The organism is Treponema sp. Marseille-Q4130, from assembly GCF_014334325.1.
GTDB lineage: Bacteria > Spirochaetota > Spirochaetia > Treponematales > Treponemataceae > Treponema_D.
The window spans coordinates 55021-81535 of record NZ_JACSET010000011.1 but is presented as its reverse complement, the minus strand read 5'-3'; the positions used below and the strand labels follow the sequence as shown (position 1 = coordinate 81535).

Sequence of the window (26515 nt, the reverse complement as noted above, 5' to 3'; positions counted from 1 at the left end):
ACCGAGCGGCACGAGTCCGTCGATGCCCTCTTCCATTTGAAAACGGAGCAGCTTTCGATATCCGTCATAATCGATCGAACCGTCTTCCTTCATCGGCGTAATCATCGCCGTAAATGCACCGCGTAACCGTATCATAATCGCCTCGCGTTTTCGAATGATGAACGCATTATCGCACGTTTATGCGTTTTGAGCAATGCGCCCGGAAAACGGTGCAGCGATCAGCGTGTATTCGAACAAACGGATATTCGGACGAAGCGTATCGGAAGAACCGGCTTTTCAGGGTTCCGCATCCGCTCCATTCCCCGCGATCCTCGCGGGGAACGGCTTCGCCGCCCTTACAATCCGGCGTAAGCCGTGTTCCCCGCATCGGGCTTTTATGCTATACTCGAGCCATGGCAGGCAATACGTTCGGGACAATCTTCCGCGTTACGACATTCGGCGAAAGCCACGGAAGCGCTATCGGAGTCGTCATAGACGGCTGTCCCGCAGGCATACGCATCGATGCGGACGACATACAGAGAGCGCTCGACAGACGGAAACCGGGAGCGGCCGACGGAAAACAAAATCCCGCCGTTACATCGAGAAATGAAAGCGATAAAGCGGAAATCCTTTCGGGCGTCTTCGAAGGCGTATCGGAAGGAACGCCGATCGCGATCGCAATACGAAACAATTCCCAAAAATCCGAAGACTATTCCGACCTCGCGCACCTATTCCGTCCCGGACACGCCGATTGGACGTATTTCAAAAAATACGGCACACGCGACTGGAGAGGCGGCGGACGCTCGTCAGGGCGCGAAACAGCTTCTCGCGTCGCCGCAGGTGCCGTCGCAAACGCGGTACTGCAAACGGCGGGCATAAAAGTCAAAGCGTATACGATTTCCGCAGCCGGCATTTCGTGCAAAGCGCGCGACATGGGCGCGGTCGAACACACTTCCTTTCGCGCATGCGATGAGGAGGCCGCAAAATCGATGGAGGCGCGCGTAGCAGAACTGCGTATAAAAGGCGAAAGCGCGGGCGGCATCGTCGAATGTACGGCGAGCGGCGTTCCCGCAGGACTCGGTGAAACCGTCTTCGACAAACTCGACGCGGAAATTGCCAAAGCCGTTTTGTCGATCGGCGGAGTAAAAGGCATCGAATTCGGTGCGGGATTCGGCGCGGCACTCCTTACGGGAAGCGAAAACAACGACGCGATGCGCGCCGAAGGTGGAGACGTTACATTTCTTTCAAATAACGCAGGCGGCATACTCGGCGGCATATCGAACGGAAACGATATCGTTTTCCGCGCGGCGATAAAACCCGTGCCGAGCATTTCACTTACACAGGAGACGGTGCGCGAAGAAGGCGGCGCCTATTTCGACAGCGACATATCCGTCGAAGGGCGGCACGACGCATGCCTGTGTCCGAGGATCGTCCCCGTCATCGAAGCGATGACGGCCATTGTCCTCGCCGATATGCTCCTTCGAAACCGGAGCGCACGGATTTGAATACCGAAGGTTTAAAAGCGACGCTGAAATGGCGCGGCACTTTTAACTTCGAGTTTTCTTTCGAAAACTCACGGATATACGTGTGCGCTCCCGCGCACGTATGCGGCATTTTCGAAAATCGACATTTTCTGCAATGCCGCATTTAAAGGAACGACAGTAAAAAGATGAGCGAACGAAAAGACGGCAAGACAAAAGGCGAACGGCAAAAAGGCAGCGGACGAAATGCGGCACGGCGGGAATCCTCCGCGCAGAGCGGAAGCATCGTCCGGCGTATACGATTAATAATTATTATTTTCACTGCGGTGTTCTGCGTTTCGTTTATCGGAACTGCGGGGATCCGTCTCTATCGATTCAAACAGGCGGCTCCTCCGAGAGAGCTCACCGAAAACGAGCGAAAGCTGCTCGACGATGCGCTCGATAAAGCTTACCCCTCGCGGAACGATATTTTAAAACCGCTCCCCTACCCCGTCGTTCCGGCAAAGCTTTCCGTCGAAGCGGGCTCGGCCATCCTCATCGACGTCGCAAGCGGCAGCATCCTCTACGAAAAAAAAGCGGACAGAATCATCCCGCCGGCATCGATGACGAAGATCGCGGTCATGTACGTCGTCATGCAGGAAATCGAACGCGGAAATATTTCCTACGGCGATATCGTACCGCTGCCTCCCGAAACGTGGGCGTGTAATATGCTGCCCCATTCATCGCTCATGTTTTTAGGCAAAGATCAAATCGTCACCGTCGAAGAATTATTAACCGGTCTCGACGTGTGTTCGGGAAACGACGCGGCATACGCGCTCGCCTATTATATCGCAGGGAGTATGGAAGCTTTTGTCGAGCGCATGAACCGCGAAATGCGGCTTTTGGGATTGACGAAAACGCATTTTTCCGAAGCGTCCGGCTACAGCGCCGACAACGAAACGACGGCGAGGGAAATGGCGATGCTCGCATGCGTGTATATCACAAAGTTTCCGGACACCCTTGTCAAATTCCATTCGCGCCTTTCGTTTACCTATCCCCAAATCCACAATCTCCCGATCGAAGATCGAAGCAAACCGACCGCACAGGATTTTTCAAACGGCTTGCCCGAAAAGATCACGATGGGCATTACTCAGCAGAACACGAACGCCCTCCTCGGAAAGCTCGCCGGATGCGACGGCTTAAAGACGGGCTACATCGATGAAAGCGGCTACAATCTCGCGCTCACCGTGCACCGAGGCGCGACGCGTTTTTTATCGGTAACGATGAACGGGCCGGGACGAAACAGAAGAGAGGGAGATGCGTACCGCATACAGGACGGAACGACGCTTATGGAATGGGCATTTGCGCGCTTTGCCGACTGCAAAAAAACCGACGCCGTGCACCGCTATTTTATCCCCGTCACCGGCGCAAAAGCGCAGTGGACATACCTCACGCCCGCCTACGATTTTACCGCGCTCACCGTTCCGTTTATACTTGGCGCCTCGCCCGAAGACGCCGCTTCCTCCGTGCGCGTGCTCGTAAACTTGCCGCGTTCGATCGACGGCGGAGTTCGTGCCGGAAGTGAATACGGCAGCATCGAATACGTGCTTGACGGCAAAACGCTCGAAGCGATCCCCCTCGTCGCAGACCGCTCGATCGGAAAAGCCAATCCCTTCGTTTCGGCAAGCGACGTCATCGCACGGGTAGTGCTCGCGCACAGACGATAGTGAAAACGGTTTTAAGAACGCGATCCAAGAGTGCATACAAAACGACATCCTGCGGGAGTACCTGCAATGTCATTCGTCTTCTTTCTTTTCTACAAGAATTTGAATATCATTTGTTATTTTAAAGATATCCAAAAGTTGTTTTGCATAAACTCTTGCTCTTTCCGAGCTCAAAGAACCTTCCGAATAAATATCCGTGTTGCCGATTTTTTTAGGTTCAACGAGTAAAGATTTATCCATCGAAATTACAGGATCTTTTTCATCCTTTCGATACTTATTATGTGATTTATGGATTATATTATCCGAAACAACGTCTTTAAATTTTGCAAAATCCAATTCACTTGCAATTTTACAAACCGCATTAAAGTAATATCTCCAAGAGCTGACTCTCAGAGATTCATTTTTATACAATACATCTTTTACATAAGAACCGCTCATATTTGTTGTAATATCCGATGCCGGGTATGAACCGCTTTCAAATTCGACAGCCATTAACGGTTTGGTTCTTTCGAGAGGTTTAAGAATTGCTCGACAAGCTCTTATTGCCAACTCGTTATTTCTGGAAGTAATTTGTTCTTCTTTCCATTCGGTATTTTTTGCAACTTCTTTTGTAAGATTAAATTGAACTTGATTTATAAACTGTAACTTATCCGGCCATGACTTATTGGAATTCGAAGAATTATAACTTTGAGACATAATGCCGAGATTTCCAATACAGTTTAGATATTTTTCATAAATAAGATATGTATTTTCTTTACCTCCGAAATTGTCGTACCACCATTGATTTGGAGTTTGAGGCATAAAATGTTCAACCGTTATATCTTCTAAAGAAACACCTATATTTTTTGTTTCAAACTCTTCTATTTTTCTTAACAGCACCTTGCCATACGAATGATTATATTTTCTAGACTGAGTTAAAGCGGAATAAAAATCTTCATCATTCGGATATCGCCCTGACTTTGTGTTACTGTTTGATAGCTCAAAATAAATTGCATCGTATGAAGCTTCTATTTCACCATTATCCATTCTTTCTATCAATTTTTGAATAACCGAACGCAGAGCCCCTCCACCGCCGGAAGGAGCAACAATACGGTAACGAATCAAAAAATCAGACAAAAGTTTGAATATCTTTACCAGCTCGTTTATATTTTTATCATAAAGTGTATGCATTAAATACAAATATAACGGATATACGTCTTCAGTTTTTAATGCATTTAATTCTTGAATATGTTTATTCAATTCTTTATTCGGACTATTGAAATTTCTCATCCAATTAAAATATTTTGAATAATTTTCTAACTCCTGTAATATTTTTTCATGTGATATATTTACATTTGAAAAATATTCTTTAAAAATCGAATAAATTTCTTCATTTGCAACATCCTCATACGTTTTGATAATCAAATAATTTTTTGTCAAACGGGAAATAAATTCATTACCTACAGTTCTCTCAATATTTATCCAATAATTATCATATAAGCGCTGTTGCTCATCCGGCGATTTTGAGATTAGAAGATAATTCCTAATTAAATCTGCTGCGCTTAACGGTTTGCCGGTTGAATTAATTTTTTCAAAAATTGTTTGAACAGTTTCCAAATCATTTTCAATTTGAAGATTTACACCTACAATTTCTAATTTTTGAATTGTATTATAAATATCGGTTAATGAAATCTCTGTTTTTTTTAATAATTCTAAAAAACGTTTGTAATTCTTTATAATATTATTGTCTTCATCTTTAATGGGAGTTTTTTCTACAACAGAAAGAAAACTTTGATAATCATAAGATGTTTGTTTTAATCTAATTCTAAACTTATCGATATTTGTATCATTTTTTAAATATCTTGCAGTTATTTTACTTTGAAGGTCTGCGTCTTTTTCGCAATCACGGAGTGCACACAAAAGTAACACAATAGTACTTATTCTTTGTTGTCCGTCTACTAAAATTAATTCTTGGAATTCGGCACCGTTTTTTTCACCGAAATAATATACCACATTTCCTAAATAATGTGTTTTCTGTTTTTTAAAAGCATTTTCTATATCGTAGAATAATTCTTCACACTGTTTATTTGACCATTCATAATTTCTCTGAAATGGCGGAATAATAAAAACTTTATCCAATCCGCCGATAAAACTGAGAACACTTGTTTCACTCGCTTTCATTTTTCAGTTCTCCTTAGGTGTCGCTGTATGACATTTAGCTGAGATTCTTTTTACTTTTCTTCATTATATCATGAAAACAATAAATCTTTATCTGGACCCGTATAAAACAAAAATCAAAATTTTCATCATATTATGCGATACTTTTATTATACGATTTGGTACCGGTTTATCAACCTTCATCCTAAATTTTCTGCGCTCTCATAATAAACCTTTCCGAAGACCGCCTCTCCCTCGCATCGTTGACAGAACGCCGCCCCTTGTATACGATAATTAATAATTTTACGGAGGCATTATGAAGCGATTAAGAATACTACTCGCTGTTTTGGCGATTTTTACGGCAAGCTTGACACAGGGGGCGGCCAAAAGCGCGGCTCAAGCTTCGAAAACGATCACGGTGCTCGGCACGACGGATATGCACGGTAATATCTGGGGCTACAGCTATGAAGACAACAAAGAGACGACAAACAACGGCATTGCACGCGTGTATTCGTATATCGAATCGGTGCGCAAAGAAAATCCCGGCAACGTCGTCCTCGTCGATAACGGGGACACGTTTCAGGGAACGATTTTAACCGACGACATCTACAACAAACAGGAAGGAAAGCACCCGATGGTAAGCGTATTGAATTTTATGAAATACGATGCCATGGCGCTCGGCAATCACGAATACAATTTCGGTCTCGGTTTAATAAAACGGATTCAGTCTCAGGCGAACTTTCCGATCCTCGGCGCAAACGTCCGCTATGCCAACGGCAAAGAATTTGCCAAAGCGTATACGATTATTAAACGAGGCGGCGTGCGGATCGGCATCATCGGACTGACGAATCCCGACGTTCCGCGCTGGGACGGCGAAAAAGTCGCCTCGCTCAAATTCGAAAGCGTCGCGCAGGGTGCAAAAGAAGCGTACGATGCGATCAAAAACAAATGCGATTTCGTCATCGCCGTCGCCCACGTCGGCTTCCACCCCGAATACGACGAAGACCACGGAACCGATGCGGGCGAAACGATTTTGAAAGCCTGCCCCGAAATCAAAGTGCTCATGCTCGGACACGCGCACGTAACGGTAAATGAAAAGGTCGGCGGCGCGCAGGTATTGGCGTGCAGAAACGGCGCACGCGAAGTCGCACGCTTCGACATCACGCTCGACGCACATAAAAGAATAACGAACGTTACCGGTACGATCGTCGACATGAAAGATTATGCGCCGAGCGAAGCGATCCGCAGTCTGCCCCACGTAAAAGAAGCGCACGAAAAAACGATCGCATTCGTAACCGGCGGCACCGTAAACAACGACGGCACGGTATCGGGCGGCGTCTTCGGAACGGCGTCTGCCGACTTTCAGCCGAAAAACGAAATCCGCGGCATCCCCGAAGGAAAATTGCGCGACACGGCGGTTCTCGATTTAATCAACAAAGTGCAGCTTTTGAACAGCGGTGCCGACGTTTCCGCAGCGGCGTTATTTAAAGATACGAGCGATATCAAAGCCGGTCCGATCAATTACGGCAATATCTTCGATATCTATAAATTCGACAATACGCTTTACCTCGTCGAAGTGACGGGCGCGGAACTGAAGCGCTATATGGAATGGTCGGCAGCGTGTTACAATCAATGGAAGCCGGGCGATATTTCGATTTCGTTCAATCCCGAAAAACCCGGCTATCTCTACGATATGTTTGCGGGCGTCGACTATCAAATAGATCTTTCAAAGCCCGCGGGCGATCGCATCGTGAATCTTACGTTTAAAGGCAAGCCGGTCGTCGGCGATCAAAGGTTCAAACTCGCCGTAAACAATTACCGCTATTCGTCGGCGCTCAAAACGCAAAAGCTCGTCGAAGGAAAGCGAAGCTGGGAATCGTCGCAATCGATCCGCGATATGCTCGTCGCGTACATCAAAGAGCACGGCACGATATCTCCCGAAGTCGACGACAACTGGTCGATTACGGGAGTCGATCTCTCTTCTCCGTACCGCGATGAAATTATTAAAATGGTCAATGACGGAAAACTCGATGTGCCGTACGCGAAAAGTTTGAACGTAGACGAACTGAAAGCACAAGGCATTATCAATTAGGATGAATGCGGGTTTCGAAAGTATCAACTAATAAAGCTGCCCTTTCGGCGAAAATGACCGTCGTACAATCTCTGTAGACGTATGCGTACGCGGCTCTCACAGCGGAATCCCCGCTTACGCTCCGGTTGTGCTTTTAAAGCAAAACTTCTGCAAGCTGAACGCACAAAGTCGCACGCGTGTCTCCCGCTGCTGCGCCGCATCGCGTACGCGTTCAGAGGGTTCAGCACGCAGCGGGAACTTCGCCGCCGTGCACTTGTATCTGTTTTCGAAACTCGCCGTTCATTGATGCATAAATACGGTCGGAAGATTTCGAGTTTTGAAAACTCGAAATCCATGCTGATTAGGATGAATGCGGGTTTCGAAACGCCGGCTTGCATAAAACGCGGCGTTCGGTTTGAGCGGTGTTATTCGGCAATAAGGCGCGGCGGTCGGCGCTATTGGGCGAGTTCGTCCGCACCGACGATGTCGAAACCGGCATCGAAAATCGCACTTATAAGCAGATCGAGTTTTTGATACACGCGTTCGCTTGCAGGCTTTCGCGAAGAGCCGACACTCACGGGCACGATGCCGCCGCCGTTTTCAGTCAAAGCTGTGATGCATGCTTCGATAAAGGCGGCGGTACTCGGGTATTCGGCGTAAGCGCTTGAATCGCGCGCTGAGGGCGCCGCTTGCCCTGCATTCGTGCTTCGTTCTCCATCGCCGTTTACGGATTCGGCGTAAGCGTACCCCGCTTTTTTGCCCGCTTTCCGTGCGGCGGAAGTCGCACGATAAAACGGCGCGTGCCACAAAAGCGAAAGCTCTTTTCCCGTACATCGGAAAAATTCGTCTTCATTTCGCGCAAGACCGCGCCGGATAAAATCTTCATCGATGACGAAGGGGCTTTTCGTAAAATCGAGTTCCGAAAAAAACAGAGACGCACACGTATTGCCGGTAAGCGAAATCTGTTTCGTTTCTTTCGGATAGCGTCTGATAAATTCGCCGTTGAAAAAAAAGGTTCCGCGTATATTGTACGTATCGAGCGCCGCGAGTATGAGCGGAAGCCCGTCCGCGCTGTCGTATGCGTCGAAAGCGAGTGCGGCCTTTTTCCGGGCGGGAGTTTTTTGTACGCTTTCAGGAAATACCGCTTTGGTAACCGCGTTCCCTGAAAGGGTGCGCACGTACAACGCGTTTTCAAAGCGCGAAGACGGTGTCGTTCCGAAAAATACGCGGTAGCGACCGTTTTGAATCGAAACGGTATTTTCTCGAGGGGAGGATAGTTCCGTCCACTTTTTGAACGATGCGTCGAGCGAAAAACTTTTTCTTCCGGCCGTCACCGTTGCGCGCCCCGTTTCGCGATCCCATGAACAGGATGAAGCGGATGAAAGAAAGAGGGCGGTACTCTCACCCGAAGCGACGTTCCATCTGCGAACCGACCGGTCACCGCCGACATAGAGCGTATCGTCTCCTTCCCAAACCGCGCTCGCCGTATTTTCTCCGGAAAGCTCGCCGATTCGCTTCCACGACGAAACATCATATACGTAGACGGTGCTGCCGGAAAAAAAAGCCGCGCGGCTTCCGTCGGGCGAAATGATCGGACGGCATGAATTTTCGGCGGAGAGGAGGGGCGAAAGGAAATCGGATGCGCGATATACGGCAGCCATCGGTTTGCCGCCCGAATAAGGCATGAGGCGCATCCAAACATAAGGCGTTCCGTCGGAATCCCACAGAACGACCGCATCGACGAGGGGACCGAAATCGCTCACGTAGGGGCGGGAAAACACGACGGGCAGATAGTCGGCCGAATTGCCGCTCAGGCGATAGCGCGAAAAAATTTTCCCCGATTTTATTAAAAGAAGTGAAGTTCCGTTTTTGTCGACACTGAACATATCGCGCGAAGGGTTGAAGGGCTCGGGCAGGCGGCCGACCGGCGTTCCCCTGCCGATGACGGGGGAATACAAACCCGTCGTATACAATTCCTTTACGTTGATTTTATAGAGCATGTCTCCATCGATGTAAAAGACGCTGCCGCCCGCCCAGCATACCGAATCGATAGAACCCGGTCCGATTTCTCGGTACGCTTCATCGATTTCGATGCCGCGGAAAAGCGCGTCCGGGCTGCAAAAGCGCACCGTACCCTCTTTCGCATAGAGGACGAGCGAGCTGTCGGGCGCCCACTTGACCGGAAGAGAATCGTAGCTGACGGCTGCGTGCGGATCGAGCGACATACGCCTGCCCGTCGCAAAATTTTCGAACGTCAAAGTGCCTTCGGCGAATCCCGTTTTGACGACAAAGCAGCTCCATACTCCGTCGGGACTCACCGCACGGGGAAAAAGAGGCATCGAATCGAGGGGTATCGTATCGGCCTGTTCTGTCCATTCGAGCGTACCCGTTTCGAAAGAATAGCGCGCCGTGCCGTATCGGTTCCGTATCTGCAAGATTTTTCCGGCCGAAAGCAGTTCCATCCGCTCAGGATAGCAGGTAAGCGCTCGAGGACTTTCTGCGGGAAAACCGTTTACAAGCTTTGCGTAAAAGAGCGTACGGTAGGACGGGGTGCCGGGAAAATCACGTCGCACCGTAAAGAGGATTTCATCCTCATCGTTGAGATCGGCGCTGCCGAAAGAAACGCCGGCTGCAAGCGGCAGCGCGGCAAGAGCCATGAAGATACAGCACAGGATGCGGAACTTCTTCATTTATGCAGCTCCGCACTCAAAACGATCGCATCGAGTTCGTGCACGAGATCGTCGAGCTGCTTTTCCATTTCGCTTATCTGCCGGTTGCGCGAATCGTTTTGCAGCTGTTCGAGCTGATTGAACACCGCTTCGAGAGAGGCGCTGTCATCGGAAGCGACACGCGAATAGCCGCACCACGGGCAATAGATAAAATCGTTGTCGATCGTGCGTCCGCATCCGCGGCACACAGTTACCGGCTTCATACGGTGACCTCCGTCATTGTAAGTATAAACCATATCGTAATATTTTGCAAAAGCGTTTCGGGCAATTCACATGGTAAGGCACCGAAAACCATATTAAAAAAACCGTTATCGTAAACGAACTGCCGCATTCTCGGCAGCAGCCATGCCGCAGAACGGATTATTTCAGCACGGAAGACGGATTGATGAGCCGGCCGTTTTTATAGACGGTAAAATGCAAATGCGAACCCGTCGAATAACCGGTCGAACCGACGAGCCCTATGACCGTCGCCTGCGTTACGCTCTGTCCTTTTTTTACGCGCGAAGAAGCCATGTGACCGTAGAGCGTCTGATATCCGTTCGGGTGATTTACGATGACGTAGTTGCCGAACACGTTCGACCAGCCGACAAAGGCGACGGTCCCGTTCATCGCTGCGCGGATCGGAGTGCCGTCGGGACAGGCCAAATCGATTCCCGTGTGATACGAGCGCACTCCGGTAAAGGGATCGGGACGCCAACCGAATTTCGATGAAATGCGGTACGCCGCGGTAATCGGGATTTTAAACAGATCGCCGAGCACTTCATGCAGTTTCGCCGCATCCATTTTCGCACCCGGTATAAACAGCTCTTGTCCGACGGTGAGAGTTTGGCTTGCAAGATCGTTTACGTCGAGAAGATCTTCAAGCGGCACATTGAATTTTGCGGAAAGACCTGCGAGAGAATTGCCTTTAGCCACCGTGTACATAAGGCCGTCGACCGACGGGATGCGGAGCTTTTGCCCTTCGTGCAGAGAGCGCGCGTTTGTAATACCGTTCACATCGATGAGCGTAGAAAGATTTGTCAAGCCGAAGCGCTTCGTGATACCGCCGAGCGTATCGCCGGATCTGACGGTATAGGTTTGATACGAAACGGGCTTTTTAAACAAAGCTGCGAGTTCCGCTTCGGACTTTCCGCTTCCGACTATATCGCCGCTGTCGGTATAGCTTATCGACGCATCGGCGACAAAGGCCGCCATCACTTTATCGAGCGTTTCAAGCTCCGCTTTTCCGCTGTCTTTAAGCGCAAGCGGGCCGGTGTGGCTCAGCGCATACGAAAGAGCCGCTTTGGCACCCGAAAGAAAAGCGAATACGGCGAGCGCTGCAAGAGCCGCTTTCCAATGCGCCGCTATGTTTTCCGCCGAGCGTCCGAGCAAAATCAAAAACGAGCGCAGCGAAAAATCGGAACGCACGGAAGCGGCGGCAAACGAATGCGCAAGCGGAGAATGAGTAAAAGCGCACGAAATATGTGTTTTTCGTTCTCTGAAACGGAACGGTAGTTTTATAGATGAAAAAGGCCGATTCCCCTCGAAACCGACGTAGCTGATAATTTCCATATCATTTCTATCGACATAAAAACGCACTCATATTAGAATAAAGCTATGCAAAAAGATGAAAAAAAAGCGCAGCACTTCATCGTTCCGGCAGTCATCGGCTTGTGCATCGGCATCGTCGTCAAACTCTTCGTCATCGATTTTTTGCATATTTCCGGCCGCTCGATGGAACCGGCGATCAAAGACGGGGAAACGGTGCTCGTCAACAAACTCGCCTACGGTCTCGTAAAGCCCGGAAGCGCGAGCTTTTTCGTTTCATGGGCGGAGCCGAAAGCGGGCGACATCGTGATCTACCTGCACGCGAACCGCATCGTCGTCAAGCGCTGCGCCGCCGCCGCGGGAACGCATCTGGAATATTCGGCGAATTCGGGATATAGTCTTTTTGTGGGAGATTTGAAAATCGAGCTGACGAAAGAACAGTATGAATTGATGCGCGCTTCTTCCCGCGTACCCGACGGATACATTCTCGCTCTCGGCGACAACTATGCCGAATCGATCGATTCGAGGAACTACGGCTTCGTTTCCGTCAAAAATGTCGTCGGCAGGATTATGAATAAATGAACGATTTTTTTCACACGAAGCGGATCATCGTCCTTGTCGTTTTCGTTTTTATCGCAGCCGCCTATATCACGCTCCGCTACGTCCGCCTCGCGCTCACGCCCGTCGCCGAAATCACACCGCGCACGCCCGTCATGGAGCGCGGCGCGATCGTAGACCGTTCGGGAAAACCGCTTGCCGTGCAGACGAATTTTTATCACGTAGGCGTAACGCCGAAAATGGTCGCGGATGTCGCGTCTTTTGCAAAAGACGTCGCATCGATCCTTGACATGAAAGAAGGAGAAGTCGCATCCGTCATCGAAAACGCAAAGGGGGCGCACTTCGTCTACCTCAAAAAAAAGATAGGACAGACCGCATACGATGAACTCAAACAGATCATCGATACGAAGGGCTATACTTTCGTGCGATGCGACAGGATTCCGGGCCGCGTCTATCCCGAAAATTCCCTCGCTTCCCAGCTCGTCGGCTATATGGGAGACGACGGAAACGGGCTCTCCGGCACCGAATATTCGATGCAGTCGACGCTCGCACCTTCCGTGAGTTCGGGTTCCGCGCAGATGGAGCCGGGCAAAAACGTGTATCTGACGATCGACGCGAATCTCCAATACAAGCTCGAACAGATCGCTTCAAACGCGATGAAAAATACGCAGGCGGAAAGCATGATGCTCGTTGCGGCCGAAGCGAAGACAGGGGAAATCCTGTCGTACATCAGTCTGCCGTCGGTCAATTTAAACGAATACGGGAAAGCGACCGTCGACGAAACGATAGACAGACCTGCGATGACGGCGTACGAGCCGGGATCCGTTTTTAAAATATTTACGGTCGCTATTCTATACGACGCGGGACTCATACACAGCGGCGACAGTTTTTTTTGCAACGGTATGTATGAAAAGAAAACGCGCAGCGGAGAAACGCTCCGTATCAAATGTCTCGGCACGCACGGATGGGTAACGCCGCGCGATGCGCTCCGCCTTTCGTGCAACGCAGCGCTCGGACAGATGAGCGACCGCATCGATGAAGACGAGTTTATCGAAAAGATTCGCGCGCTCGGATTCGGAAGACGCACCGGCATAGAGCTTCCGGGAGAAACTGCCGGCTCGGTAAAAGATCCGAACTCCCGTTTGTGGTCTGCGCGCTCGAAGCCGACGATCGCAATCGGGCAGGAGATAAGCGTATCCGCGCTGCAGATGATGTATGCGGCGACATCCCTCGCTTCGGGCGGCATTCCCGTAAAGCTCACGACGATCAAGCGGATCACGAACAAAGACGGATCGACGTACTACGAACACAAAGCCGAACGGGGCGAGAGAACTTTGAACGAAGCGACGGCGCATTATCTTTTGAGCTGCATGGAGACGACGGCGACGACGGGAACCGGATCGCGCGCAAGGCTCGGCGATATATCGATCGGTGTAAAAACCGGAACCGCACAGATGGCGGATAAATCCGGCGGATACAGCAGCACCGATTTTTTATCGAACTGTATCGCGATTTTTCCGATCGAAGATCCCGAAATCATTCTCTACATCGTCATCGAAAAGGCGAAAGGCGAAACCTATGCGGGGCGCATCGTCGCTCCGGTTATCGCCGAAGCCGCCGACGCGATCATCAATCACCTCGGTATGAGCCGAGGCGGCGCGGAATCGCTTTTGCATTCGGGACGCATCGTGATTCCCGCAGGTAAAACGCTCGCCGTCGGAAGCCTCCTTCCCGACTTTACGAATATGTCCAAGCGCGATCTTTTGCCGCTGTTCGACGACGGAAAATTTCGTGTCACGATACACGGAAACGGCTGGGTTACGAGCCAAACGCCGCCTGCGGGAACGCCCGTCACGGAGAATATGGTCATTGAACTCAATCTGGAATAAAAATCGATCCGCATTCGTTTCCCGCTTTCCTTCGCTCGTAAAAATGTTCGCGTCCGAAATCGCCGCAGTCGACGCGATTTGCAGCGGCAGCTCAATCCCGCACGATACTTCGAATGACAACCTTCCGGCAATCGAACAGCCCTTTCCGTTTTGGAATATCGTTTCGGCAAAAGACGGAAGCGTAAGCGCATACGAAGACGGCGCGCTGCTCCACTCGGCATACAATCCGAAACGGGAAGCGGAACAGGCGGTTGCAAATTCCGATTTTGAAGGATGCCGCGCCGCAGTCTTTTTCGGTTTCGGACTCGGCTATGCGGTCGAAGCCTATGCCCTCCGCTTTCCCGGCAGAGCGATCATCGTCGTCGAGCCGGATGCCGATCGCTTTTTCGCATCCCTCGCACTTATCGATTGGACTGCGGCTTTCGCGTGTAAAGACTGCATCGCAGCCCTTGCCTGTCCGCCGCACACCGTCGTTTCGTTTATCGAAAACTACGGTGTCTCGCGCTGCGCGTTTTTTTCGGTACCCTCGCAAACTTCTCACGCATCGCACTACTTCGACACGCTTCGAACGCTGGTCGAACGGAACAGACGCAAAGACGATATCAATGCCGCAACCCTCGAACGCTTTGCAAAACGCTGGCTTAAAAACAGCTGCAAAAATCTTAACAATTATGCACGGATGCGCGGAGTATCAGCCTACGCCGGAAACGCGCGCGGTATTCCGTTTACGATCGTTGCGGCAGGCCCCTCACTTGAAAGCGTGCTTCCCCATCTTTCGGAAATCAAAAAGCGGAGTATCGTCGTGTGCGTGGACACGGCCCTCCGTGCGTGCCTCAGGCTGGGCGTCGAGCCGGATTTTATCGTCGTCGGAGATCCGCAGTACTACGCGTACCGCCACATAGCAGGCTTAACGTCAAAGTCAAGCGTACTCATCGCGGAAGTCGCAGTGTACCCCGCCGTATTTTCGTTTTCATGCAGAGGTTTTGTACTTTCGTCATCCCTCTTTCCGATCGGCAAATGGTTCGAGCGGCGTATCGGAGAAAAAGGCGATTTGGGTGCGGGAGGTTCGGTCGCATCGGCTGCGTGGAATTTCGCCTATGCGGCGGGAGCTAAAGAAATCTACTGCTGCGGACTTGACTTTGCTTTTCCCGAAAAAAAAACACATATCAAAGGCAGCATGTTCGAAGAGGGAACGCATGAGACTTCGATGCGCACGTTTCCTGCGGAGACGCAAAATCTCCCGCTCCTTTTTTCGGCAGGTGCGGAAGACGCGCATGATTACGACGGAAATCCCGTGCCGACCGATTCGCGTATGAAGATGTTCGCGTGGTGGTTTGAAAGCAGGCTCGCATCCTGTCCCGATGCAAAAACGTATACGTTCGCCCGAAGCGGGCTTGCAATTCCCGGCATCGAGCCGGCGGATATGCGCTCATTTTTAGAAAAACCCGATATCGCGGCGCAGAAAAAAGAATTTATTAAAAAAAGCGAAGTGTCCGAAAAAGGCGCAGTCCCGGATAAAGCGCGATTCGAATCCGCCCTCGCCGATTTTTTGCGCGAAATCGCTTCTCTCCGAAAAACCGCGGAAGACGGAAAGAGGATATGCGAAAACGCACTTGCGAACGATATGAATATGTCAGCAGCCGATATCGCAGCTGCGGGCAAGTGCGGCACGGACATCGCGGTCGACCTGTATGCGATCACTGATAAACGCGATACGGCGGCCGGCAGTACGGTAAGTCAAACGGCGCTCCGATCCCTCGCCGACATCGATACTGCGATCCTCAAAAGCAGCGTAAAAGACGCCGTATCGCTTGCCTTGCCGAACGGGCGCTTCTTTATCGATTTTGCCGAAAAGGGCGATAAAACCGACAATGCGTTTCGGGAAACCCTTTCGCGCGCACGCCGTATGTACAAAGAACTCTCCCGAGCGACTTCGGAATGCGAAAAATATGTCCATGGTTCAATTCCGATAATTTCACGCGCCGACTGAACGGCGAGTTTCGGTCTACATATTAAAGTTTCCGTTTTTTTCCCCCGATAATAGAAGTGTCGGACGGCGCGGGCGCATCGACATCCGGACGCCTGCACAATGCCGATTCCGTGTTTATAAAAGTTGAAAAACGTGTGAGGTTTTTCAACTTTTTTTTGCTCTTTTCGCATTTTCGGCTTGCAAAACGGTCGGAACGCGTTACAATATACCGTAGATTGTAATATGAATACATTTGAATTGAGCGTTATAAAAGACGGTATCTCTTTTAATAAAGACGTGCTCCTCGATATGCTGTTCATCATCGAACCGGCAGGAGTCCCGCTCCCTAAAACGGTGATTGCAGCTCTTGCCGAATGGGAGTTCAGTGAAGTCATCAGCGAAGGCAATGTAAACGTCAATGCTCTGATGTCCGGACGTATAAAAGCGGAACCGGTTGCGCCGACACAGGACAGTCCTGCGCTCAGCAGCGGCATAAAACGTACGCTTGAAGATGCGGAACGAATGCGCACGCTCGAAAACAGCGATCAAGCGCGCCTCGCCGCCGTACAAAACGTATACGACGAATATATGGATTATATCGATCACATATATACGCACTATGCAACGCATAAACAAATCGATTACGCAAGTTTGGAAGAAACGGTACGGAGCCTGTGCGTCTTTATCCGAGAAAACCGCACGTACGTACTGAGGATCACCCCATCCGACGACACGATCAAAAAAAATTTTATCGTCACGCATTCGATGCGTTCGACGGTACTCGCGATCGCGATCGGTCTTCAGCTGCACATGAGCCTGTCGAAGCTCGTTGAACTCGGCGCTTCGTGCATACTCCACGAAATCGGTATGCTGCGCCTGCCGCCGCAGCTCTACCTTTCAAACAAACAGCTGTCGCCCGCAGAACGGGATGAAATCTCGAAACACCCGCTCATCGGATTCGAGATTGCAAAAACGCTGCAGTTTCCCGTAGCGGTGCAGTTCGCCATTTTCGAACACCACGAACGTGAAAACGGCACGGGCTATCCGCGCGGTCTCACAGGCGATAAGATTTCGCTCTACGCGAAGATAATCGCCGTCGTGTGCTCGTTTGAATCGATCATCGCGCCGCGGCAATATAAAAGCGAACGCAGCACTTTCGCCGCAATGGTCGAAATGCTCAAAAATGAAAACCGGCAATACGACGAAACCGTCATCAAAGCGCTTTTGTACAGCATATCGCTGTTCCCTATCGGCACCTATGTGTACCTTTCAAACGGGGAGACGGCGCAGGTTGTCGACGTCAATCCCGACAACCCGAAAAATCCGATCGTACAGCTGCTCGGAGAAAAAGATGCGGACGGCTCTCCGAAAACGCTTCAAACCGACGACAACGATATAAAAATCATACGGCCGATCGACAAACAGGAACTCGAAGACGTGATGAAAGCTCTCACGCAGCGGGAAAGCGGTGAAGCGCAGACGGCGCAAACCGGTAAATAAAATCGATTGAAGTAAAAGACGGAAAGGTTTTCGCGAGCGAGCCGAAAAAGCTTTGCGCGTTCTCGGCTCGGATCGTTTATTTTGAATCGACTCGGTTACATCTTCGCGAACAAGTCTGTAAGATTAAAGGTAAAACCTACAATCGTTACTTTTTTAGAAGCATTAATAAGATGGTCGCCGTTAATAGCCATTGCCATCGCTGCAAATGTATCCGGAGTAACTTTAGTATTTTTCAACGTGATCTTTGTTTCCGAAGCATCGAGCACAAAGTCTCCTTTAGCGGTAAAATCAGCGGGACCGACCTTGCCGGTAACTTTGTATTTTCCGCTGCGCGTCGTTTTGTCAAGGGTTAAAACCGTAAGCGTCGCGTCTCCGTCATCGGATTTGATCGTCGCAACGGGCGCCGGATCCGAATCGTCACCGCTTTTGCAGCTTGTAAACGTGCATACTGCAGCGGCTATGACGAGCGCTGCGCCGAACAAGGAAAAGAATTTCTTGTACATATTCATGTTTGACTCCTTAATTAAACCGAGTTTCACTCAATTTAATTGATAAATCCACTGTACTACCAATTAAATATTATTGTCAATACCAAAAATCATTTTATACTGGTAAAAATGTATCGATATCAGCAAGAGTTTATCGAAAATGTAAAAAAGAACAGAACAAAAAACGGATTTTCACAAGCGTATTTTGCGGAACTGTGCGGCGTCGCAACGGGTACGATCGGCAACATCGAATGCGGTATCGCAAAACCTTCGTTTGATTTAATTATAAAAATGGCGGAAATTTTTCAAATCCATCCGGCGCTGCTGTTTTCCGAAAATCCTGCGGTAGATTACGCTGAAATTCAAAACGAGCGCAAACTGCTTACGGAAATCAAAGCGATGATAGAATCGTATTTATCGAAATAATCAACAACCCCGACGCAAGCGACGGGGTATTAAACCCTCCGCACGAATAAAAAAATTGCCAAAAAAGAAAACCGCCCCGCAAACCGCCTTTCCCGCTAATTAAAAAACGTGCGCAGCTTTTCGACATCTCTTTGAAACGCTTCATCGATGACCGGAGGTCGGTCGTTGAAATACAAAATCTGCGAAAGCTCTTCGGGCGTTTCAGCACCCCACAGCGGAAAAACGTTTTCGTATTGATGAAGGAAACCGAACGCAAGCGGGATATTCGAAAGCACGCCCCCGCACAAGGGCTGCATCGCGATGAAACCCATATCGCGTTCCGCACACAGACCGACGAGGGATGCTGTGACGAGGGGGCTTATCATGCTGAACGGAAATTGAATCGTTTCGTAAAGTTCCGTTTTAATAATTTCCGAAGCGGTATCGAAGTCTTCGGTTACGGCTCCTATGTGTTTGATTTTTCCCGACGCTTTCATCGTAAGGAGGGTTTGATAGATGCCGTCTTTACCGTCGACCGTCGGAACAAAATTTTCGGTTTCGTATTGATACAGATCGATCGCATCGCAGTGCAGCGCGCCCAGGCTTTCGTCCAAGTCGCGAAGGAGTTCCTGCCCCGAAGCGGCTTTCGATTTCGTCGCGATGATGACGTTTTCCCGCACTTCATACAACGCGTCTCCGAGCAGCTTTTCGCTTGCACCGTTGCTGCGCGACGTATCGAAAAAATTGATTCCTGCTTCGTATGCTTTTCGGATGAGCGTCGAAGCCGTTTCGGCATCGCCCGTATGCTTCAGCGACATGGCGCCGAAGGCCGTCCTGCTTGCGAGGAGATTCGTTTTACCGAGCCGAACGTATTCCATACTTTATCCGAATAACGGAGACGCCGTAAACGCACCGGCAAAATGCCCGCGCGGATACGATACATGATTATTTGGTTCAATTTCGAGTTTTTTAAAACTCGAAATTTTCCATCCGTTTCGTTCACCACTAAATGGCGAGTTTGGAAAAATAAATAAAATTATGCTCACGGCGAGGTTCCGGCTGCGTGCCGCTTCGAGCGTTAGGCTTACGGAAGCCTGCCCTAAAAGCTCGACCGCGGCTAAGCGGACGGGTTCTCACCGTAAGCACAGCTTTATCAGCTGATACTTTCCAAACTCGACATTTGATCTATTAATTTCTAATGACGGGCGTGTACGACGCGATCGCTTTATGAATTTCGGAAACCAAATCGCTTCGCTTGACGCGCGTTTGTTCCATCGAATCGCGAAAGCGGATCGTCACGGTGTCGTCGTCTTTTGTTTGATAATCGACCGTAACGCAAAACGGCGTGCCGATTTCATCCTGCCGGCGGTAGCGTTTGCCGATCGTACCGCTCGTATCGTAATCGGTGACGAAATCTTCTTTGAGCGCTTTGCGGATGTCCGCCGCTATCTCCGCGAGCCCGTCTTTTTTCATCATCGGGAGTACGGCGACCGTAACCGGCGCGAGACGCGGATGGAGGTGCAGCACCGTACGGTAATCTTCTCCGCCGTCGGATGCGACGTTTTGCTCTTCGTACGCTTCGCACAAAAACATGAGAAAGTTGCGGTTCAATCCGGCTGACGTTTCGATGACGTACGGAGTGTAGCGTTTGTTGCCGTCGTCCTGATCGATATAGCTCATATCTTTGCCGCTGTACTTCGTGTGCTGCGACAGATCGAAATCCGTACGGTTGTGGATACCCTCGATCTCTTCGAAGCCGATCGGAAAGCGGTATTGGATATCGTACGCATCTTTCGCGTAGTGCGCGAGTTTGTCGTGGTGCTTCCAGTGAAGATTTTTTTCTGCAATGCCGTAGCGCTTGTAAAAGTTCCAGCGCTGTTCCCGCCAATACGCGAACGCATCGTCGTCGGCACCGGGTTTGCAAAAGTATTCCATTTCCATCTGTTCGAATTCGCAGGTGCGGAAGATAAAATTCTTAAAAATGATTTCATTGCGGAACGATTTTCCGACCTGTGCGACGCCGAACGGGATCTTCATCCGGTTCGATTGAACGATATTTTTAAAATCGACGAAGATGCCCTGGCAGGTTTCCGGGCGCAGGTATACGACGGACGTGTCGCTTTGGACGGGACCGAGATACGTTTTGAACATCAAATTGAATTCGCGCACGGCAGTATAGCTGTGCTTGCCGCACACAGGGCAGTTGACGCCGTGCTCGTCGATAAACGCTTTCATCTCTTCGTGCGACATCGCGTCTACCGCTTTTTCGGGCTTTATGTCGTGAGAAGCGCAAAAATCTTCGATGAGCTGATCCGCACGAAAACGAGCTTTGCATTCGGTGCAGTCGATCATAGGATCGGAAAAATGCGCGACGTGTCCGCTCGCTTCCCACGTCGTATGATGCATAAAGATCGAAGAGTCGAGGCCGACGACATCGTCGTGGAGCTGCGTCATCTCTTTCCACCACGCGTTTTGGATATTGCGCTTGAGTTCGATGCCGAGCGGCCCGTAATCCCACGCACCCGCCTGTCCGCCGTAAATTTCACTCGATTGATATACAAAACCGCGCCGCTTGCACAAACTGATGATTTTATCAAGCGTGCATTCGTGATTCGTTTCCGCCATAGCCGTCTCCCGTACGTACCGGGCTGCTTCCGAAAACCGCAGTTTCCGCAAGCTCCCGTCACAAAAAATTATTAAGCGTTACGTTCAAAACGTTCGTTCGCTATGACGGCGATTTTACCAAAAAAAAACGTTTGTAGCAATAAAATAAAAGCGCGAATATTTTTTTGACTTTCATTTTTGTCTCCTCTTCGTAAACGTACGAATGATAAACGAAGAATATAAAAACAGCACCGGAATCGCCGTTTTAACTTTAACGCTGCTGACAATAGCATAGAAAAACTTTTTTTTCATTGTACCCCTCCCCGAAAAAAATCAAGACAAAATTTTACATTCTCCGCTGCAGTAAAACTCGCGGATGTACATGTGCGCGCACGCACACGACTGCGTCATTTTCGGAAATTGACACTTCCTGCAATGCCGCATTTTTAAGGAACGTTTAAAAGCGCGGCTGAAATAGCGCGGCACTTTTAACTTCGAGTTTTCTTCCGAAAACTCGCGGATGTACGTGTGCGCTTCCGCGCACTAGTGCGTCATTTTCGGAAGTTGACACTTCCTGCAATGCCGCATTTTAAGGAACGTTTAAAAGCGCCGCTGAAATAGCGCGGCACTTTTAACTTCGAGTTTTCTTTCGAAAACTCGCGGATGTACGTGTGCGCTTCCGCGCACTAATGCGTCATTTTCGGAAGTTGACACTTCCTGCAATGCCGCATTTTAAGGAACATATTTTAGACGTCAATCGCCCTGACAAACCGGTCTGTTTAACCGGTTGATTTTTTAAAACAGTTATGTTATTTTATATGCAGCGGAGGTATGTGTATGCAGGGTACAATTGAAGTCGGTGCGTTCGATGCGAAAACGCATTTTTCCGAACTGCTCCGTAAAATCGAAAAAGGCATTAGAGTTACCGTAACGAAAAACGGCAGGCCCATCGCGACGCTTACAAAAGCGACCGACGATACTACACGCGCATGCGATGCGTGCCGCCGTATCGAAGCGCGGGCAAAACTCATCGCTTCGCGCGGCAAGCCCGTTACGCTAAAAGAAATCGGCAAATGGAAAACCGATGGAAGAGCGTAAAATTCCGGCGGCCGTCGTCGACGCGTCGTTTATGGCGGCGTATTTTCTCGGACTTTTTGCGGGAAAAGAAACTTCGCACGAACAGGGATTTTCGAAAGCGCGCGATGCGATCTCTGCAATCGTTTCGCAAAACGGGCAACTTTTCGTACCGAACATATTCTTTTACGAAATGGGCAATATCCTGCATACCGCTGCACACAAGCGCATCACAAAAACGGAGCAGCATGAAATCGAATACGACTTGTTCGAACTCCCGATCGTGTTCGATGAAAACTGTGATACGGCTCTCATGATGCGGATCCAAGAATTCGCCGATGCATACTCGCTTTCGTTTTACGACGCAGCATATCTTGAACTTTCCGGGCGGCTGCAACTTCCGCTGCTCACATTCGATTCGGTGCTCGAAAACGCAGTACATATCGAAAGTGCACAAAAGCACACATCTCGAAAAACTTAAAAAAAGGACATGTACTGTAACTGTACTCGCTGTGCGCGAAGTACATATCGCACAAATACGACACGCGAGAATACAGATTCGCACAAATGCACACCTTGCCCTTCGGCGCCAAGCGTGATACAGTAGCCCTATGTTGCCCGTAATCCTTTCGGGCGGTTCGGGCTCGCGCCTGTGGCCGCTTTCGACACCCGACGTACCCAAGCAATTTCTTCCGCTCATGGACGCGAAGCGGACGATGATCCAACAGACGATCATGCGGCTCGACGGTCTCGATTTTATGTCGTCTCCGCTCGTGATATGCAATGAGCACCACATCGCTCTCGTCCGCTCGCAGCTTTCGGATATCGGCAAACTGCAGCGTCCCGTCATGCTCGAACCGGTCGGGCGCAATACCGCACCGGCAATCGCGGCGGCGGCACTGTACTGCCGAGAGCACGAAGGAGACGGTCTTATGCTCGTTCTCCCTTCCGACGCAACGATTTTAAATGTACCCGTATTTCAAAAGGCGGTCGCAAAAGCGCATAAAGCCTCATTGAAAAATAAATACGCGCTGTTCGGCATCGTGCCTACAAGGGCGGAAACGGGATACGGCTATATCGAAACCGAAGAAGGTACGCTCGAAGATGCACGTCCGGTCAAAGCGTTCAAAGAAAAGCCGGACGAAGCGACGGCCCTGCGATACGTTGCGGAAGGAAATTATTTTTGGAACAGCGGTATGTTTGCGATCCCCGCCGAACTCTACCTCGCGGAGATGAAAGCGTTCGCGCCCGAAATGCTTTCTCACGTAAAAGATGCGTACAAAAATGCCGAACGGACGGATACGGCGCTTCAACTTAACAAAATCGATTTCGAAGCGATAGAAGGCAATTCGATCGATTACACCGTCATGGAACACACGAAAAACGCCGTAGTCATTCCGCTTGATGCGGGCTGGAGCGATGTCGGCTCGTGGAACATGGTGTGGGAACTTTCCGAAAAAGATGAAAGCGGCAACGCGGCAAACGGCATCGCGTTTTTCAAAGATGCCTCCGGCAATCTCATTCACACCGAAAACGGAAAAGCGGTCGCGCTGCTCGGCATAAAAAATTGCGCCGTCATCGAATCGAAAGACGGACTGCTCATCGCCGATATGCAGTACGTACAGGAAGTAAAAAAAGCCGCCGAACGCTTTTTAAAATAACGGGTCGAATGTCAAGTCTTGGAAAACTCGACTATTCGACGTGTGCGCTCGCCTTAAACGTCGGAGCCAAGTTCCTCGTTGAAAGATGCGCACGCGACTAAAAACTTTTTCGGATGTCGAAACATCCTGCAAAAATTTTATGGGAGCAGCGACAGCATGAAAATCACACGCCTTATATTCGACCTCGACAGTACGCTGTATGCTCCAACTGCGGACATCACGGCGGGATTTCTAAATCGTACGACTGCGTTCGTTTCGGATTTTTTTAACATAAGCCGCGAAGAAGCGCGCGAAAAACGCCTTCGCAATCTGCCGAATTTTTCCACGACACTCGAATGGCTGCAAAGCGAAGGTCTCACCGATGTCGAAGGTTATTTGGCGTATATGCATCCCGAAAGCGAAGCGGACGAACTGGAAGCCGATGCAAACCTGCGCCCGCTTCTCGAATCGATCGGCATACCGAAATCGATTTTAACAAATTCGCCGCTCGAACACGCCGAGCGCGTCCTCAAAAAATTAAACGTCGCCGACGAGTTCGAATCGATTTGCGACATACGCGATTGCAATTTCAAAGGCAAACCCTATGAAGCCGCTTACCGCGCCGCCCTTAAAAAATGCGGCGGTACGACGGACGACACGCTCTTTTTCGACGACCAATTCAAATACGTCGACGGATATGCGGCACTCGGAGGAGTCGCCGTCCTCGTCGGTACTCACAACGGCACGCCTCTGGGGGCGGGAGCATCTCCCGCGCTGAGCGCCGTTTCCGCGCCTCCTTTGCACCCCGGACGTGTGCTCCGCATGGCCGATATGTATGCACTGCCTGCCCTCTTGAAACAAATCGTCGATTTATAGTATAATAGTGAAATACGGGGATATAGCTCAGTTGGTAGAGCGATAGGTTCGCAATCTATAGGTCACCGGTTCGATCCCGGCTATCTCCAAAATAATCACAAAAGCACCGCTGTTCTGTTTGACACTCCTCCGAGCCGCCGTTATAATAAAATACAAATGAAAATATTTCTCGGCATTCCGGCAGCTGACGGAATCGGACTCGGAAAAGCGTTCGTCATTCCCGAAGCGACAAAAAAAAACATCCCTCAAAAAACCGTCCGAGAAGAAGAAAAGGATGCAGGCTGGAAGCATTTTTTATCGTCGGTACGCGCCGTCACCGAAAGGCTCGATGCCGAACTTGAACACTTGCCGAAAAACACGGCGAACAAAACGCAGCGCGATTTGCTCGAAGCCTATACGCTCATGCTCGGCGATCCGATTTTCGCCGCCGAACTCAAAGATTCTTATGAAAAATCGAACGTAAATATCGAACACGTCGTCGATGTAAAAGCGTCCGAATATGCCGAAAAACTGCGCAACGCGGGCGACGACTATTTGGCGGAGCGGGCAAGAGACATCACCGACGTATTCGCCCTCGTGCTCGACGATATGCTGTGCGTCCGCGAATTCGATGCAAACGATGTACCTGAAGGAGCGGTCATCGTCGCGTCATCTCTTTCACCGACGAATACGATCGCCCTTGCAAAACGAAATATCACAGCTCTCGCGCTCACCGAAGGCGGTCTTTCGAGCCATGTCGTCATATTGGCGCGTAACTACGGCATTCCCGCCGTCGTCGGCATCAACAATATCACACATCAAATTCAAACGGGAGAAACCGTCGTCGTAAACGGCAAAACGGCGGAAGTCATCGCCTGTCCCGACGACGCAACTCTCTCCGAATATCAAAAAAAAATCGAAGAGGAAAAAGCGCACGAAGAAAAGCTTAAAATATTTTTAACAAAATCCGCCGAAACGAAGGACGGCACGAAATTTCAATTGTACGCAAACATCGGTACGCCGGAAGAAGCGGACTTCGCGGTAAAAGAGGGGGCTGACGGCATCGGTCTCTTCCGTACGGAATTTTTATACATGAGCTGTATGCGCGAAACGGCAAACTACGCGTACCGTCCCTTCGACGAAGAAGTGCAGTTCAACGCGTATAAGCACGCGCTCGGCGCTATGAACGGAAAGCCCGTAACGATCCGCACACTCGACGCGGGCGGCGACAAGCTCATTCATTCGGCGGACATTCCGGCTGCGGAAGAAAAAAATCCGCTCATGGGACTGCGCGCCGTACGCCTTTCTCTCGCCTATCCGCAGCTTTTAAAAACACAGCTGCGCGCTTTATACCGCGCAAGCATCTACGGAAACCTGCGCATCATGCTGCCGCTCATCACGACCGTCGATCAGGTCAAGCAGTGCAAATCGATCGCGAAAACGGTGCAGAGCGAACTGCGCGCCGAAAATATTCCGTTCAACGATAAGGTCCCGATCGGCATCATGGTGGAAACGGCCGCCGCCGCCCTACTTTCCGATTCGCTTGCAAAGCACAGCGATTTTTTTTCGATCGGCACGAACGATTTAACGCAGTACACGCTCGGCATCGACAGGGAAAATCCCGCCGTGTCGGGACTCTACGACGAATTCAATTTGGCCGTCCTGCGCCTTATCGCGATGACGGTCGATGCCGCCGGAAAAGCGGGCATACCCGTTTCCGTGTGCGGCGAAATGGCGGGAAAAAACGACAGCGTTCTCGTGCTTGCAGGCATGGGACTTCGCAGTTTGAGTATGAGCGCAAAATCGATTTCCGGCATCAAAGAGCTTTTATCGCGCTTTACGATCGATGAATTGAATGCGATTTCGGCAAAGCATCTCAATAATTTATATTAATTAATAATTACGGC

At 50.1% G+C, this 26515-nt stretch carries 21 protein-coding genes and 1 tRNA gene; 14 read left to right on the top strand and 8 right to left on the bottom strand.

Going from position 1 to position 26515, the window contains the following annotated elements:
• A partial coding sequence (locus H9I36_RS11145) for a dihydrodipicolinate synthase family protein (RefSeq protein ID WP_187385428.1) occupies positions 1–135 on the bottom strand: 135 nt, incomplete at its 3' end.
• Between the two features lie 257 nt (positions 136–392).
• On the opposite strand from H9I36_RS11145, the gene aroC reads away from it, so the two are divergent.
• Complete coding sequence (gene aroC, locus H9I36_RS11140) at positions 393–1484, top strand: chorismate synthase (protein WP_187385427.1); 1092 nt, start codon at positions 393–395, stop codon at positions 1482–1484.
• A gap of 164 nt (positions 1485–1648) precedes the next feature.
• Positions 1649–3166 carry a D-alanyl-D-alanine carboxypeptidase family protein gene (locus tag H9I36_RS11135; RefSeq protein ID WP_187385426.1) on the top strand — a complete coding sequence of 506 codons (1518 nt, stop codon included), beginning with the start codon at positions 1649–1651 and terminating at the stop codon, positions 3164–3166.
• A gap of 69 nt (positions 3167–3235) precedes the next feature.
• On the opposite strand, the gene H9I36_RS11130 is transcribed toward H9I36_RS11135, so the two are convergent.
• A complete protein-coding gene (locus tag H9I36_RS11130; RefSeq protein ID WP_187385425.1) occupies positions 3236–5323 on the bottom strand; it encodes a DUF262 domain-containing protein in 2088 nt (695 codons plus the stop codon).
• 292 nt (positions 5324–5615) lie between these two features.
• On the opposite strand from H9I36_RS11130, the gene H9I36_RS11125 reads away from it, so the two are divergent.
• Positions 5616–7391: a bifunctional metallophosphatase/5'-nucleotidase gene (locus H9I36_RS11125; RefSeq protein ID WP_187385424.1), complete on the top strand. Its 1776-nt coding sequence runs from the start codon at positions 5616–5618 to the stop codon at positions 7389–7391.
• A 434-nt stretch (positions 7392–7825) separates the two neighbouring features.
• Here H9I36_RS11125 and H9I36_RS11120 read toward each other — a convergent pair whose 3' ends face one another.
• From H9I36_RS11120 to H9I36_RS11110, 3 genes are all read right to left on the bottom strand, one after another.
• Positions 7826–10060 (bottom strand): polysaccharide deacetylase family protein, encoded by a 2235-nt coding sequence (locus tag H9I36_RS11120; RefSeq protein WP_187385423.1) that lies wholly within the window; start codon positions 10058–10060, stop codon positions 7826–7828.
• Entirely contained in the window at positions 10057–10302 is a 246-nt protein-coding gene (locus H9I36_RS11115) for a zinc ribbon domain-containing protein (RefSeq protein ID WP_021330688.1), read from the bottom strand. Before H9I36_RS11115 ends, H9I36_RS11120 begins: the two co-directional genes overlap by 4 nt.
• 157 nt (positions 10303–10459) lie before the next feature.
• Positions 10460–11650: a peptidoglycan DD-metalloendopeptidase family protein gene (locus H9I36_RS11110; RefSeq protein WP_187385422.1), complete on the bottom strand. Its 1191-nt coding sequence runs from the start codon at positions 11648–11650 to the stop codon at positions 10460–10462.
• Between the two features lie 45 nt (positions 11651–11695).
• Here H9I36_RS11110 and lepB point away from each other — a divergent pair, with 45 nt between their 5' ends.
• From lepB to H9I36_RS11090, 4 genes are all read left to right on the top strand, one after another.
• Positions 11696–12208: a signal peptidase I gene (gene lepB, locus H9I36_RS11105; RefSeq protein WP_187385421.1), complete on the top strand. Its 513-nt coding sequence runs from the start codon at positions 11696–11698 to the stop codon at positions 12206–12208.
• Entirely contained in the window at positions 12205–14073 is a 1869-nt protein-coding gene (locus H9I36_RS11100; RefSeq protein WP_187385420.1) for a penicillin-binding protein, read from the top strand. The genes lepB and H9I36_RS11100 overlap by 4 nt, the downstream gene beginning before the upstream one ends.
• Entirely contained in the window at positions 14054–16063 is a 2010-nt protein-coding gene (locus H9I36_RS11095) for a motility associated factor glycosyltransferase family protein (RefSeq protein ID WP_187385419.1), read from the top strand. Before H9I36_RS11100 ends, H9I36_RS11095 begins: the two co-directional genes overlap by 20 nt.
• A gap of 222 nt (positions 16064–16285) precedes the next feature.
• Entirely contained in the window at positions 16286–17542 is a 1257-nt protein-coding gene (locus H9I36_RS11090; RefSeq protein ID WP_187385418.1) for an HD-GYP domain-containing protein, read from the top strand.
• A 95-nt stretch (positions 17543–17637) separates the two neighbouring features.
• On the opposite strand, the gene H9I36_RS11085 is transcribed toward H9I36_RS11090, so the two are convergent.
• Entirely contained in the window at positions 17638–18051 is a 414-nt protein-coding gene (locus H9I36_RS11085; protein WP_187385417.1) for a hypothetical protein, read from the bottom strand.
• Positions 18052–18159: 108 nt separating this feature from the next.
• Here H9I36_RS11085 and H9I36_RS11080 point away from each other — a divergent pair, with 108 nt between their 5' ends.
• Entirely contained in the window at positions 18160–18456 is a 297-nt protein-coding gene (locus H9I36_RS11080; protein ID WP_187385416.1) for a helix-turn-helix domain-containing protein, read from the top strand.
• A 95-nt stretch (positions 18457–18551) separates the two neighbouring features.
• Here H9I36_RS11080 and H9I36_RS11075 read toward each other — a convergent pair whose 3' ends face one another.
• Positions 18552–19313, bottom strand: coding sequence for an aldo/keto reductase (locus tag H9I36_RS11075; protein ID WP_187385415.1), 762 nt, complete (start codon positions 19311–19313; stop codon positions 18552–18554).
• Positions 19314–19623: 310 nt separating this feature from the next.
• Complete coding sequence (locus tag H9I36_RS11070) at positions 19624–21060, bottom strand: glycine--tRNA ligase (RefSeq protein WP_187385414.1); 1437 nt, start codon at positions 21058–21060, stop codon at positions 19624–19626.
• Positions 21061–21876: 816 nt separating this feature from the next.
• On the opposite strand from H9I36_RS11070, the gene H9I36_RS11065 reads away from it, so the two are divergent.
• From H9I36_RS11065 to ptsP, 6 genes are all read left to right on the top strand, one after another.
• A complete protein-coding gene (locus tag H9I36_RS11065) occupies positions 21877–22137 on the top strand; it encodes a type II toxin-antitoxin system Phd/YefM family antitoxin (RefSeq protein ID WP_187385413.1) in 261 nt (86 codons plus the stop codon).
• Positions 22124–22594 (top strand): type II toxin-antitoxin system VapC family toxin, encoded by a 471-nt coding sequence (locus tag H9I36_RS11060; RefSeq protein WP_187385412.1) that lies wholly within the window; start codon positions 22124–22126, stop codon positions 22592–22594. The genes H9I36_RS11065 and H9I36_RS11060 overlap by 14 nt, the downstream gene beginning before the upstream one ends.
• 130 nt (positions 22595–22724) lie before the next feature.
• Complete coding sequence (locus H9I36_RS11055; RefSeq protein WP_187385411.1) at positions 22725–23774, top strand: mannose-1-phosphate guanylyltransferase/mannose-6-phosphate isomerase; 1050 nt, start codon at positions 22725–22727, stop codon at positions 23772–23774.
• A 156-nt stretch (positions 23775–23930) separates the two neighbouring features.
• Positions 23931–24629 (top strand): HAD-IA family hydrolase, encoded by a 699-nt coding sequence (locus H9I36_RS11050; RefSeq protein WP_187385410.1) that lies wholly within the window; start codon positions 23931–23933, stop codon positions 24627–24629.
• A gap of 16 nt (positions 24630–24645) precedes the next feature.
• A tRNA-Ala gene (locus H9I36_RS11045) sits at positions 24646–24718 on the top strand.
• 67 nt (positions 24719–24785) lie between these two features.
• The gene (ptsP, locus tag H9I36_RS11040; RefSeq protein WP_187385409.1) at positions 24786–26501 is read left to right on the top strand and encodes a phosphoenolpyruvate--protein phosphotransferase; all 1716 of its coding nucleotides are present in this window, start codon (positions 24786–24788) and stop codon (positions 26499–26501) included.
• Positions 26502–26515 lie beyond the last annotated feature (14 nt).